The sequence below is a fragment of the Prescottella subtropica genome, assembly GCF_005434945.1.
In the GTDB taxonomy this organism is placed as follows: Bacteria; Actinomycetota; Actinomycetes; order Mycobacteriales; family Mycobacteriaceae; genus Prescottella; species Prescottella subtropica.
The window spans coordinates 96,138-108,162 of sequence record NZ_SKCH01000006.1; the positions used below are offsets into that span (position 1 = coordinate 96,138).

Below are 12,025 nucleotides of genomic sequence, written 5' to 3' on the forward strand. Positions count from 1 at the left end.
AAGAGATGAAGATTCTGATCGTGTCGTGGGAGTACCCGCCCGTCGTGGTCGGGGGGCTGGGGCGGCACGTCCACCATCTCGCGACCGAGCTGGCCGCGGCCGGCCACGAGGTCGTCGTGCTGTCGCGGCGTCCGACGGGCACCGACTCGTCGACGCATCCGACGGTCACCGAGATCGCCGACGGTGTGCTGGTGGTCGCGGTCGCCGAGGACGCCCCGCACTTCGTGTTCGGCGAGGACATGCTCGCGTGGACGCTCGCGATGGGGCACGCGATGGTCCGGGCCGGTGTCGCCCTGTCGAAGGGCGGCATCGGGGACGGCTGGCAGCCCGACGTCGTGCACGCCCACGACTGGCTGGTCGCGCATCCGGCGATCGCACTGGCCGAGTTCTACGACGTCCCGCTCGTCTCGACGCTGCACGCGTCGGAGGCCGGACGGCACAGCGGCTGGATCTCCGGGAAGATCAACCGTCAGGTGCATTCGGTGGAATGGTGGCTCGCCAACGAATCCGACTCGATCATCACGTGTTCGGCGTCGATGGAAGACGAGGTCACCGCACTGTACGGCCCGGAGCTGCCACCGATCACGGTGATCCGCAACGGTATCGACGTCACCACCTGGAACTACCGTCCGCGGGCGCCCCGCTCGGGTCCGGCGACCCTGCTGTACGTGGGCCGGCTCGAATACGAGAAGGGCATCCAGGACGCCATCGCGGCACTGCCGAAGATCCGCCGCACCCATCCCGGCACGACGCTGGCGATCGCCGGTGAAGGCACCCAGTTCGAATGGCTGCAGCAGCAGGCCCGCACCCACCGGGTGGCCCGGTCGGTGACGTTCCTCGGCAACCTCGACCACGACGACCTGCTCGGCTGGCTGCACGGCGCCGACGCGATCGTGCTGCCCAGCCGCTACGAGCCGTTCGGCATCATCGCACTCGAGGCCGCCGCCGCCGGCACCCCGCTCATCGCGTCCACCGCCGGCGGTCTCGGCGAGGCCGTCGTCGACGGCGTGACCGGACTGTCCTTCGCGCCGGGCGACGTCGACGGGCTCACCAGCGCGGTCCGCCGCACCCTCGACGGCCCGGACACCACCCAGACCCGGGCGCAGGCGGCCCGGGACCGGCTCACCGCCGACTTCGACTGGGGCAAGGTCGCCGAGGAGACCGTGCAGGTGTACGCCGCCGCCAAACGTCGCGTCCGACACCCGTTGTCGCGTCCGACAATTCCGGAACGCCCCCTTCCCGGGAGGTAGGCCCTGTGCGCCTTTTTGGTAGTGCCCACTACCAAAAAGGCGCACGGGGCACTACGTGCCCTTCTTGCGGGCGATGTCCTCGAGCGCGGCGATGTACTTGGCGCGGTCCTCGGCGCCGGACTCCCAGTCGGCCCGGCGGTTCTTGACGGCCTTGGCCGGGGAGCCGACGGCGATGCTGAAGTCGGGGATCTCGCCCTTGACGACGGCGTGGGCGCCGAGGACGCAGCCGCGGCCGACGCGGGTGTTGCGCAGGACGGTCACCTTGGCGGCGATCCATGTGTCGGGGCCGATGCGGACCGGACCCTTGACGATGCCCTGGTCCTTGATCGGGTAGGTGATGTCCTCGGTGCGGTGGTCGAAGTCGCAGATGTAGCACCAGTCGGCGACCAGCGTCGAGGCACCGATCTCGATGTCGATGTAGGTGTTGACGACGTTGTCCTTGCCGAACACGACCTTGTCGCCGATCCGCAGGGACCCCTCGTGGCAGCGCAGCGCGTTGCCGTCACCGATGTGCACCCACTTGCCGATCTCCATGCGCGACAGCCCTGGGGTGGAGTGGATTTCGACGTTCTTGCCGAGGAACACCATGCCGCGCGTGATGATGTGCGGGTTGGCCAGTTTGAACTTGGCCAGACGGTAGTAGCGGACCAGGTACCACGGCGTGTACGCCTTGTTCGCGATCACCCACTTCGCCGACGCCACCGTCAGGAACCGTGCCTGATCGCTGTCCCGTCGACGGGATCCGCGCCACCTCGAGCGCAACGGTGCGCCCCACATGCTCGTCATGGTCGACAAGCCTACGGACCGGCGCTGTGTGCCCCGTCACGTGGCCCGCGTACCGCCGCGATCGGTGCGGGTGTCCGTTATGCGGCGTGACGTCCGACGCTGCCGGAGCCCCACGACTGTGCGCTCCACGACCGGTCCGCCCACCGTGGTTCGACGGCGACGTGCCGTCGGCGTGCGCGGCGACGGTGCCGGCGCAACGCCCAGTCGTCGTCGTGCGCAGTGGCATACGCGGTGACGGCTCCGACGACGGCCGTGACGACCGCCGCGACGAGCGAGGTCAGGGCGATACCGACCCCCACCGCGATGCCGGCGACCAGGGCCACGGCGACGAAGCGGCCGGCGGCCGGTGAGCCCAGCAGATAATCCGTTTCCTGCATCCGCATCGCGGATTCGTTCCCCGTTCCCGACGTCATGACGCTATTAGATACAACTCCGGTCGGCGTGTCGCTGCAGAATATGTAAACGATCGACAACAATTCCGGGACACACCGGGGTGCATCCACGAAATTCGCCCGATTGCCCGATTCAACCGCGCAGCGCATTCTCGACCGGCACGTACGGCAGCGCGTGCGCGAGCGCGACCGGGGCGTGCGTCACCTGCCCCGACCAGGTATTGAGTCCCATCGCGAGCGACGGATCCGTCGCCATCGCGTCGCGCCATCCCCGGCCGGCGATTGCCGACACGTACGGCAGCGTGACATTTACCAAAGCATGGGTGGATGTATGGGGAACAATGCTCGGCATATTGGGGACCGCGTACACGATCGAATGGTGAACCGAAAAAGTCGGATGGTCGTGCGTCGTCGGACGGGACACCTCGAAGCACCCGCCCTGATCGATCGCGATGTCGACCAGGACACTGCCCTGCGCCATCCGCGACACCTGATCGGACGAGACGAGGTGCGGGGCGCGGGAGCCGTGGACCAGTACCGCGCCGATCACCAGGTCGGCGTCGGTGAGGGTGGCCTCGAGTTCGGTGCGGGTGGACACCGCCGTCGCGATCCGGGACCCGAACCGGGTGTGCGCCGCCCGCAACCGGTCGACGTCCCGGTCCAGCACCGCCACCCGGGCACCCATTCCCACGGCGACGGCCGTCGCCTGCGTCCCGGCACTGCCGGCACCGATCACGACGACCCGGGCCGGCGGCACCCCCGGCACCCCGCCGAGCAGGATCCCCCGCCCTCGCAGCCCGTCCGGGCCGGCGGTGGCCTGCAACGCGTGCGCGCCCACCTGGGTGGCGAGCCGGCCGGCGACCTCACTCATCGGCGCGAGCAGCGGCAGCGAGCCGTCGGCCCGCTCGACCGTCTCGTAGGCGACGGCGGTGACCCCGCTCGACAGCAGGGCCTCGGTGCAGTCCAGGGATGCCGCGAGATGCAGGTACGTGAAGAGCACCTGGCCGCGGCACATCCGCCCGTACTCCGGGGGCAGCGGCTCCTTCACTTTCACGACGAGGTCCGCCGACGCCCACACGTCGTCCGCCGTGTCGACGATCCGCGCCCCGGCGGCGGCGAAATCCGTGTCCGGGAGCGACGATCCGTCACCGGCGCCCTTCTCGACGAGTACGTCGTGCCCCTGCGCCCGCAGTTCGGTCACCGCGAGTGGGGTGAGCGCGACCCGCAGTTCGCCGTTCTTGATCTCCTTCGGTACACCGATGCGCATGACGCCTCCTCCACCCGGCCGAGCGTGCTTCGAGCGTCCCACGATTCGACGTCGGGGACGGTCCTCCGACGCGAAATCGTGGCCGGGATAGTCTCGTCCGATCGGATTCCGACTCGAGGAGATGTAATGCGGCGCGCCCTCCAGTCGTCGGCGGCAACGCTGACGGCGGTCTCGGCCCTCCTACTCGCGGGATGCACCGCGGACACCGGCACCGAGAACGTCTTCGGCTCGGGTGGCTGGCCGGGCATGCACGCCGACGCCCGCAACAGCGGCACGAGCAGCGTCACCGGAACCGATGCACCCGAGTTCGCGTGGTCCCGGCCGGTGGGCGCCCCGACCCCGGTGCGGGCGACGGTGGCCGCGACCGGACAGATCTTCCTCACGTCGCAGGCCACCGAGGGCTGCAACCTGCTGTCGCTCCAGATCGACGCGGGCCGCAAACGCTGGTGCACGTGGGTCGGGCCGGGTGCGGCGACGTCGTCGCCGGTGGTCGACGACAAGACCAACGTGTACGTCGGCACCGAGGGCGCGATGAGTTCGTTCGATCAGCGCGGCCAGCTGCGGTGGTTCACCCCGGTGACCGGGACACCGCTGTCCGCGCAGTTCACCGGCGACGGAAAGCTGCTGTTCGTCACGCATCTCGGGCAGATCATGGTCCTCGACCCGCAGACCGGTGGTCGGGTCACCGCACCGTACGACCTGATCCCGCCCGCGTCGTACACGCAGGACGCGAACGTCGACCCGATCCCGAACGGGCTGGGACTGGACGCGTGCTTCGACGGCGGCCCGGCCTGCCCCGTCGCGAACCCGCCCGCGATCGACCTCGCCGGCGGCCGGTTCGTGCTCACCTTCACCCGGCCGGGATCGACGCGCGCCGACCTCGTCGCGATGCGGTACACCGGTGGCGAGAATCCCCGCATCGAACCCGTGTGGTCGACGACGACCCTCGACGACGGCCCCGCCGGAGCCCCCGTCCTGTCCGCGGACGGCGCCACCGTGTACGCCGGCGACAACGCCGGGCACCTGTGGGCCGTCGACGCCGAGGACGGCACCCCGATGTGGAGTCACGACCTCGGCTACCGCCCGCTCGGCGGACCGTCCGTCTCCCGTGACGGTCTGATCGTCCCCGCCGGTGGCGGGAATGCGCGGCTGCGTGCACTCCGGGACCGCGGCGAGAGCGTCGAAACTGCCTGGGAGCGTGATGATCTCACTCCGGTTGGTGGCGCCGCGCAGACCGCGGGCGGCATCGGGTACACGACGGTACGCGACGGCGACGGCGGTGTCGCACTGCTGACGTTCGACACCGCCACCGGCGGCACCCTCGACACCGACGTCCTCACCGGCGCCACCGGTTTCACCGCGGGTGTCTCGATCGGGCCGGACGGCGAGATCCTCACCCCCACCCTCATCGGCGAACTGTTCGTCCTGCGGTAGCCGTCTCAGTCCCGCGCCGCACACACGAACGCGACCGGGGTGCGGCCGATCCGGGTGAGCACCACCGACAGGGGCGTCGACCCGCGCAGTTTCAGGCGCGGACGCAGCACCGCCGGGTCGATGTCGAGTCCGCGGACGAGGATCTCCGCCGACCCGCAGTCGCGGGCCGACAGTTCCTGCCGCAGCGCCTTTTCCGTGTACTTGAGTTGCGCGAGGACCCGGAATCCGCGGACCCCGTCGGGCACCCGGTCGCCGGTGAGGTACGCGATCCGCGGATCGAGCTGCCACAGCCCGTGCCGGGCCGCATAGTGCCGGACCAGCCCGGCCCGCACGACCGCACCGTCCGGGTCGACGATCCACTCCCCCGGCTCCCGTTCGGGGATGTCGTCGGGTTCGGCGTCGGTGATCTCCCACGCGGTGCCGTCCGACCGCAGCACGCTCGCCCGCCGGCGCACCCCGGCCCCGGACAGTCCCGGCGACCACAGGCACGCCTCGCGCACCCCGCCGTCGAGCGAGACGATCTCCACCTCACCGTCCCAGCCGAGACGGTCGAAGTCCAGTCCCGGAGCACATTTCACGGCGAGGTCGCGGCCGGCGTACACGTCGAGCAGATCCGGCAGCGGCGGCATCAACGCCGCCGGATCGTGGGTGCGTCTGCCACCGGAGCGGCGGGCCGGATCGGCGATCACGACGGTGTCGCGGGTGCACGGGCGCAACGCGTCCGCCCGCAGCAGCGTCGCACCGGGCACGTTGTGCACGGCCATCGCCAACCGGACCGGGTCGAGGTCGCTGCCGATCACGGTGTCCGCCACCGGAACCAGCGCCGACAACTCGGCGCCGATCGAGCAGGTGACGTCGTGGACGCGTCGGCCTGCCAACCGCACCCCGCGGCGGCGGGCCACGATCGACGGGGTGGCCTGCTGCACCGCGTCGTCGGTGAGCAACCACGACGCGCCGCCGTCGAGCTTGGTCTCCGCCTTGCGTCGCAGCAGCACCGTCTCGATCAGCATGCCGGCGCGATCACCGAAACGCGTACGCGCCCGGCCGATGTCGGCCAGGCGCGTACGCGTGGACAGTTCCGACTCCGCCGTCTCGGCCAGCGCGGCGACACCGTCGTCGCTGCGCAGGTAGTCGACGTCGTCGAGTGTGAAGTCGTATCCCACAGTATCGAAACGAATCGATCAGTCGGTGGCGCCCGGCTTCACGCCGGTGATCATCGCGTTGTAGAAGAAGCCCTTCGGAACGATGTGCTTCATGACGTTGTCGTCGACCCAGCTGAGCGCCTTCCAGCCGCCGAACGCGAACCTGGCCCAGTTCCAGCCGAGCTTGCCCTCCGGGACGGCCGCCTCGAACGTGCGGACCGGCCAGCCGAGCATCGCGGCCGTGAACTCCTCGGACGCGGCATGCACCTGTACGGCTCCGGCCGAACGGGCCATCTTCTCGAGATCCGCCGGATCGAACGTGTGGATGTCGACGACCGCCTCGAGCGCCGCGGCGCGCGACGACTCGTCGAGTTCGGTCTGCGGGCGACGCCAGTCGTTGAGCGGCCCGAACTTGGTGACGTTGGTGGTCAGGTACCAGGTGGCGCGGGACAGCCAGCGGGCGTAGAAGTCGCCGACCGTGGTGGGTTCACCGGCGAACACGAACCGGCCGCCGGGCTTGAGGACCCGCAGGACCTCGCGCAGCGACTTCTCGACGTCCGGGATGTGGTGCAGCACCGCATGCCCGACGACGAGGTCGAACGTGTTGTCCTCGTACGGGATCCGCTCGGCGTCCGCGACCCGGCCGTCGACCGGCAGACCGAGGCCCTCGGCGTTGCGCAGCGCCACCTTGACCATGCCGGGCGACAGGTCGGTGACCGAACCGGTCTTCGCGACCCCACCCTGCATCAGGTTGAGCAGGAAGAAGCCCGTGCCGCAGCCGAGTTCGAGGGCCCGCTCGTACGGCAGGTCCTGGTCACTGCCGACGACGGCGTCGAACCGTCCGCGCGCGTAGTCGATGCAGCGCTCGTCGTACGAGATCGACCACTTGTCGTCGTACGTCTCCGCCTCCCAGTCGTGGTACAGGACCTGGGCGAGCTTGGTGTCCTGCATCGCCGCCGCGACCTCTTCGGCCGTGGCGTGCGGGTTGGGTGCGGGGTCTGTCGGGCTTGCAGTCATGCGGAGAATCCTACCGAAAGGTAAGCGATGAACAAGTTCTAGTTTCCCGGTTCTTCCCTCCGCGTTTTGCGCACTTGTCGTTGTCCGCCGGACGGCGTGGACCACGACAAGTGCGCAAAACGCGAGAGGTGGGCGGTGCGGCTACTTGCCGGTGAACGTCGCCTTGCCCGGACCGTTCTCGACGAACGACGCCATGCCGATCGTGCGGTCCTGCGTCGCGAACAGCGACGCGAACAGGTGCTGCTCGATCTTCAGGCCCGTCGCCAGGTCGGTGTCCAGGCCCTCGTCGATCGCGGCCTTCGCCGCGGCGATCGCCCGGCTCGCGGCACCGGTGAACTGCGACGCCCACGCGCGGGCCGCGTTGTACACCTCGTCGGGGGCGACCATCTCGTCGATCAGGCCGATCGTCAGGGCCTCCTCGGCGCCGACGAAGCGTCCCGTGAACACCATGTCCTTGGCCTTCGACGGACCGACCAGACGCGCCAGTCGCTGCGTGCCGCCGCCGCCGGGGATGATGCCCAGCAGCACCTCGGGGACACCGAGTTTGACGTTGTCGCCGGCGATGCGCCGGTCCGCGCCGAGCGCCAGCTCGAGGCCGCCGCCGAGCGCGTAGCCGGTGATCGCGGCGACCGTCGGCTTCGGGATGTCGGCGATCGAGCCGAGCGCCGACTGCAGGTCGGCGATGATCTCGCTCATCTGCACGAAGTCGAGTTCCGCCATTTCCTTGATGTCGGCGCCGGCCGCGAACACCTTCTCGCCGCCGTAGACGATGACGGCCTCGACGTCCGCGTCGACCGTCGCCTGCCGGGCCGCGGCCCGAATCTCCTCCTGCACCTGACGGTTCAGCGCGTTCATCGGGGGACGCGAGAGACGGATCGTGCCGATACCTTCGGAAACCTCGAGGGTCACAAACTCAGCCATGCGGTCAGGCTACTGGTCGTCAGCCCCAGGGCAGAGCGCCGGTGTCGTAATAGCCGGATTCCCCCGGGAACGACACGCGCGGCTTGCCGTCCACGAACGACAGATCCGGCAGGATCGGTGAGATCTCCGGCTGCGCAGCGAGAATCGCGTCGACGTCGTCGTATCCGCCGAGTGCCGTCAGCTGGCTCCACGTGGGCGGCAGCAGGATACTACGGCTGCCCCGCCAGTCGTCGACGGCCGCGGCCGGGGTCCGCCACGCCACCTCCGCGGCCTCCGACGTCTGCCCGTCCGCCTGCTGCCCCACCGGCAGCACCGCGACGAAGAACCGGGTGTCGTACCGACGGCCCTCCTGCACGGGCGTGATCCAGTTCGCCCACGGCCGCAGCAGATCGCTGCGCAGCACCAGGTCCTCGCGGGCCAAGAAGTCGGCGAACGACAATTCGCGGGTCTCGAGCTGCCGGCGGGCCTGCGCGTACCCGGACGTGTCGGCGACGACGGTGTCCGCCGTCGGCCCGGCCAACAGCACACCGCACTCCTCGAACGTCTCCCGCACCGCCGCGCACACCGACGCCTTCGCCCGCGACTCGTCGATCCCGAAGCGCTGCGCCCACCACGACGGCGGCGGCCCCGCCCAGCGCACGTCGGCGTCGCCGTCACCCGGGTCGACGCCGCCGCCGGGGAACACCGTCATGCCGCCGGCGAACGCCATCCCGGTGACCCGCCGCAGCAGGAACACCTCGACACCGTCGGCGCCGTCCCGCACCAGCATGACGGTGGACGCGTCCTTCGGGGCGACGGGGGCGGCGGAGTCGCGCGTGGTTTCCATATCGGGAACCTACGCCCCGAGTGACCCGCGTCTCGGCACCGCCCCGCCGCGCGTGTCAGGCCCGGTGTCGGCCCGGAAGCCGGGTGCGGCGGGCGAAGAACCGGCCGTCGACCCGGTCCAGGCTGATCGACTGACTGAACGCCGCACTGAGGTTCTCGGCGGTGATGACGTCGTCGAGCAGGCCCTGCGACACGACCCGCCCCTCCGACAGCAGCAGCGCGTGCGTGAATCCCGGCGGAATCTCCTCGACGTGGTGCGTGATGAGCACGGTCGCCGGCGAATCCGGATCGGATGCGAGATCACCGAGGCGGGCGACGAGCTCCTCGCGGCCGCCGAGGTCGAGACCGGCGGCGGGCTCGTCGAGCAGCAGCAGTTCCGGGTCGGTCATGAGCGCGCGGGCGATGAGCACCCGCTTGCGCTCGCCCTCCGACAGCGTCCCGTAGGTGCGGTCGGCGAGATGTTCGGCGCCGAGGCTCTCGAGCATCTCGACGGCCCGTTCGGTGTCCATGTCCTCGTAGCGTTCCCGCCACCGGCCCAGCACCGCGTACCCCGCCGAGACCACCAGATCCTTGACGACCTCGTCGGCCGGGACCCGATGCGCCAGCGAGGACGACGACAAGCCGATCCGGGGACGCAGCTCGGTGATGTCGACGCGGCCGAGGGTTTCCCCGAGCAGACGGGCGACACCGGCCGTGGGATGGACCTCGGCGGCCGCGATGCGCAGCAGCGACGTCTTGCCCGCGCCGTTGGGGCCGAGGACGACCCACTTCTCGTCGAGTTCCACCTGCCAGGAGACGGGACCGACGAGGGTCGCACCGCCCCGGCGGATCACGACGTCTTCGAAATCGATGAGGAGATCAGGATCTGGTTCCGACACGATCACCATCTTCGCGCACCGGGCACAGTCGGCGCCGACCGGACCGGTGTGCGTGTCGTCGCACCCGCTCACATCGGCCCGTACCGGTCACGGCAGGCGCGCGATCACCGTCATCGACCCGGGCGCCACCTCGGTGAATCCGGCGTCGCGGACCGCGATCGCCCTGCCGGCGGCGACGTCGGCGCACAGCGCCGCCCACCGCGTCCCGTCCGCGTCACGGACCGCGCAACGGTACCCGTCCGCCGCCCAGTCGAACGTTCGATCCACCGGCATCGCACCGGCGAGGATCATCGACGCGTGCCCCACCTGCGCGGCCGCCTTGCCGACGGTCATCCCCAGTGCCGCGTTCACCCACAGGACCGGGACGCCGCCGCGCACCGGACCGGGTTCGTCGGCGTCGAGGTCGGTGCCGCCGATCTGCAGTTTGCGGATCCTCGGATCGAGCGCCCCGACCGGTCCCGGCACCAGCGCGCGGGCCTGCGCGCCGTCGACGTCGACGGTCACCCCGTCGACGTCCTGCGCGGCGAGCCACGCGGCACCGCGGGCCCGCCGCGACACCTTACGGATCCGGGCGTCGGCCCACTCCCGCAACGGCGCCTGCCACAGTCCCGGCTGTCCGTCGTCGTCGGGGCCGACCCGCTCGTCGAGGCACAGCGCGACCGTCGCCGACGCCGCCGCCGCGAGCAGCGCGCTCCGCGGCGGCGGATCGGCCTTGGGGATGTGCAGCACGATCGGCATCGCCAGCACGTCCGCCGGATCGGCGGGGTCCGGCCGGTCGCCGTACCCGGCCGCGAGCACCGCGTGCCGGGCCACGAACGCGGACGGTGCCGTCGGGTCTGGCGCGGTCACGCGAGCGGCACGCGCCGCACGCCGCCGTCGACCGCGTCGGCGGCCTCGACCTCGTCGCGGGTGACGCCGAGGATGAACAGGACCGCGTCGAGGAACGGGTAGTTCAGGGCCGTGTCGGCGACCTCGCGCAGCGCCGGCTTCGCGTTGAACGCGACACCGAGACCGGCCGCGGTGAGCATGTCGATGTCGTTGGCGCCGTCACCGACGGCGACGGTCTGCTCCATCGGCACCCCGACCTCGGCGGCGAACGCGCGCAGCGCGGTCGCCTTGTAGGCGCGGTCGACGACGTCCCCGACGACCCGGCCGGTGAGCTTGCCGTCGACGATCTCGAGGGTGTTGGCCTGCACGAAATCGAGTTCGAGTTCGTGGGCGAGACCCTCGATCACCTGACGGAACCCGCCCGAGACGACACCGCAGTGGTAGCCGAGACGACGCAGCGTGCGGATCGTGGTGCGGGCGCCCGGCGTGAGCTGCAACTCGGCGGCGACGTCGTCGATGACGGACGCGTCGAGGCCCGCGAGGGTCGCGACCCGCTGGTTCAGGGATTCGGTGAAGTCGATCTCGCCGCGCATCGCGGCCTCGGTGACCGCACGCACCTCGTCCTCGACGCCGGCACGGGCGGCGAGCATCTCGATGACCTCGCCCTGCACGAGCGTCGAATCGACGTCGAACACGATGAGCCGCTTGGCGCGCCGTGCGAGCCCGCCCCGCTCGACGGCCACGTCGACGTTCTCCCCGGCGGCGACCTCCGCGAGGCCCGCACGCAGCCGGGCGTCGGCGTCGGCGTCGGTGTTCGACGCGGTGACCAACAGCTCGAGACCCGTGACCGGGTAGTCGGCGATCCCGCGAATGGAGTCGATGTTGGCGCCCTGCCGGGCCAGCTCCCGCGACAGTGCCCGGAACGCCCGCGCACTGACCGGGCTGCCGAGCACCACGACCGCATGGGTCGAGACGTGCTGGCGAGTGTCCGGGTCGGCACCGATCGCCACGTCGACGGTCATGCCGACGGTGTCCATCGCCTCCTCGAGCTCCTCCTGCAGCGCCTCCGGATCGGTGGGGCACTGCACCAGCACGCCGAGAGTGAGCCGACCCCGGATCACGACCTGTTCGACGTCGAGCAGGCTCACGTCGTGCCGCGAGAGCGCCCCGAAGAGAACCGACGTCACGCCGGGCCTGTCCGGACCTGTAACCGTCACCAGAACCGTGGCGTCTGACGCACCCACCGAGAAACTCCGTTCGTTAGGAAAATTCCGCACCCATTCTG

The 12,025-nt window shown here is 70.5% G+C and carries 12 protein-coding genes; 2 read left to right on the forward strand and 10 right to left on the reverse strand.

Features of this window, described 5'->3' with window-relative positions; genetic code table 11:
* Positions 1-5 precede the first annotated feature (5 nt).
* Positions 6-1,250 (forward strand): glycosyltransferase family 4 protein, encoded by a 1,245-nt coding sequence (locus tag E0497_RS08345; RefSeq protein ID WP_137724328.1) that lies wholly within the window; start codon positions 6-8, stop codon positions 1,248-1,250.
* A gap of 51 nt (positions 1,251-1,301) precedes the next feature.
* Here the strand turns inward: E0497_RS08345 and E0497_RS20965 are convergent, their stop codons facing one another.
* From E0497_RS20965 to ald, 3 genes are all read right to left on the reverse strand, one after another.
* Complete coding sequence (locus E0497_RS20965) at positions 1,302-2,036, reverse strand: acyltransferase (RefSeq protein ID WP_137724329.1); 735 nt, start codon at positions 2,034-2,036, stop codon at positions 1,302-1,304.
* A 77-nt stretch (positions 2,037-2,113) separates the two neighbouring features.
* Positions 2,114-2,449, reverse strand: coding sequence for a hypothetical protein (locus tag E0497_RS08355; protein WP_137724330.1), 336 nt, complete (start codon positions 2,447-2,449; stop codon positions 2,114-2,116).
* A gap of 112 nt (positions 2,450-2,561) precedes the next feature.
* Complete coding sequence (gene ald, locus E0497_RS08360; protein WP_137724331.1) at positions 2,562-3,695, reverse strand: alanine dehydrogenase; 1,134 nt, start codon at positions 3,693-3,695, stop codon at positions 2,562-2,564.
* Between the two features lie 126 nt (positions 3,696-3,821).
* On the opposite strand from ald, the gene E0497_RS08365 reads away from it, so the two are divergent.
* Positions 3,822-5,129 (forward strand): outer membrane protein assembly factor BamB family protein, encoded by a 1,308-nt coding sequence (locus E0497_RS08365; RefSeq protein ID WP_137724332.1) that lies wholly within the window; start codon positions 3,822-3,824, stop codon positions 5,127-5,129.
* A 5-nt stretch (positions 5,130-5,134) separates the two neighbouring features.
* On the opposite strand, the gene E0497_RS08370 is transcribed toward E0497_RS08365, so the two are convergent.
* From E0497_RS08370 to serB, 7 genes are all read right to left on the reverse strand, one after another.
* On the reverse strand, positions 5,135-6,292 hold the full coding sequence (locus E0497_RS08370; RefSeq protein WP_137724333.1) for a THUMP-like domain-containing protein: 1,158 nt from the start codon (positions 6,290-6,292) through the stop codon (positions 5,135-5,137).
* Positions 6,293-6,310: 18 nt separating this feature from the next.
* Positions 6,311-7,288: a class I SAM-dependent methyltransferase gene (locus tag E0497_RS08375; RefSeq protein WP_137724334.1), complete on the reverse strand. Its 978-nt coding sequence runs from the start codon at positions 7,286-7,288 to the stop codon at positions 6,311-6,313.
* A 141-nt stretch (positions 7,289-7,429) separates the two neighbouring features.
* Complete coding sequence (locus tag E0497_RS08380; RefSeq protein ID WP_137724335.1) at positions 7,430-8,209, reverse strand: enoyl-CoA hydratase-related protein; 780 nt, start codon at positions 8,207-8,209, stop codon at positions 7,430-7,432.
* A 19-nt stretch (positions 8,210-8,228) separates the two neighbouring features.
* Positions 8,229-9,035: an NUDIX hydrolase gene (locus E0497_RS08385; RefSeq protein ID WP_137724336.1), complete on the reverse strand. Its 807-nt coding sequence runs from the start codon at positions 9,033-9,035 to the stop codon at positions 8,229-8,231.
* Between the two features lie 55 nt (positions 9,036-9,090).
* Positions 9,091-9,921, reverse strand: coding sequence for an ABC transporter ATP-binding protein (locus E0497_RS08390; protein WP_137724337.1), 831 nt, complete (start codon positions 9,919-9,921; stop codon positions 9,091-9,093).
* A 78-nt stretch (positions 9,922-9,999) separates the two neighbouring features.
* On the reverse strand, positions 10,000-10,761 hold the full coding sequence (locus tag E0497_RS08395; protein WP_137724338.1) for a peptidyl-tRNA hydrolase: 762 nt from the start codon (positions 10,759-10,761) through the stop codon (positions 10,000-10,002).
* Entirely contained in the window at positions 10,758-11,984 is a 1,227-nt protein-coding gene (gene serB, locus E0497_RS08400) for a phosphoserine phosphatase SerB (RefSeq protein ID WP_137724339.1), read from the reverse strand. Before serB ends, E0497_RS08395 begins: the two co-directional genes overlap by 4 nt.
* Positions 11,985-12,025: the final 41 nt, after the last annotated feature.

Coding starts and splice junctions, on each gene's coding strand:
- E0497_RS08380 (WP_137724335.1), bottom strand. CDS start 8,209: ATGGCTGAGTTTGTGACCCTCGAGGTTTCCGAAGGTATCGGCACGATC.
- E0497_RS20965 (WP_137724329.1), bottom strand. CDS start 2,036: ATGACGAGCATGTGGGGCGCACCGTTGCGCTCGAGGTGGCGCGGATCC.
- E0497_RS08345 (WP_137724328.1), top strand. CDS start 6: ATGAAGATTCTGATCGTGTCGTGGGAGTACCCGCCCGTCGTGGTCGGG.
- E0497_RS08365 (WP_137724332.1), top strand. CDS start 3,822: ATGCGGCGCGCCCTCCAGTCGTCGGCGGCAACGCTGACGGCGGTCTCG.
- E0497_RS08385 (WP_137724336.1), bottom strand. CDS start 9,035: ATGGAAACCACGCGCGACTCCGCCGCCCCCGTCGCCCCGAAGGACGCG.
- E0497_RS08390 (WP_137724337.1), bottom strand. CDS start 9,921: ATGGTGATCGTGTCGGAACCAGATCCTGATCTCCTCATCGATTTCGAA.
- E0497_RS08375 (WP_137724334.1), bottom strand. CDS start 7,288: ATGACTGCAAGCCCGACAGACCCCGCACCCAACCCGCACGCCACGGCC.
- E0497_RS08355 (WP_137724330.1), bottom strand. CDS start 2,449: ATGACGTCGGGAACGGGGAACGAATCCGCGATGCGGATGCAGGAAACG.
- ald (WP_137724331.1), bottom strand. CDS start 3,695: ATGCGCATCGGTGTACCGAAGGAGATCAAGAACGGCGAACTGCGGGTC.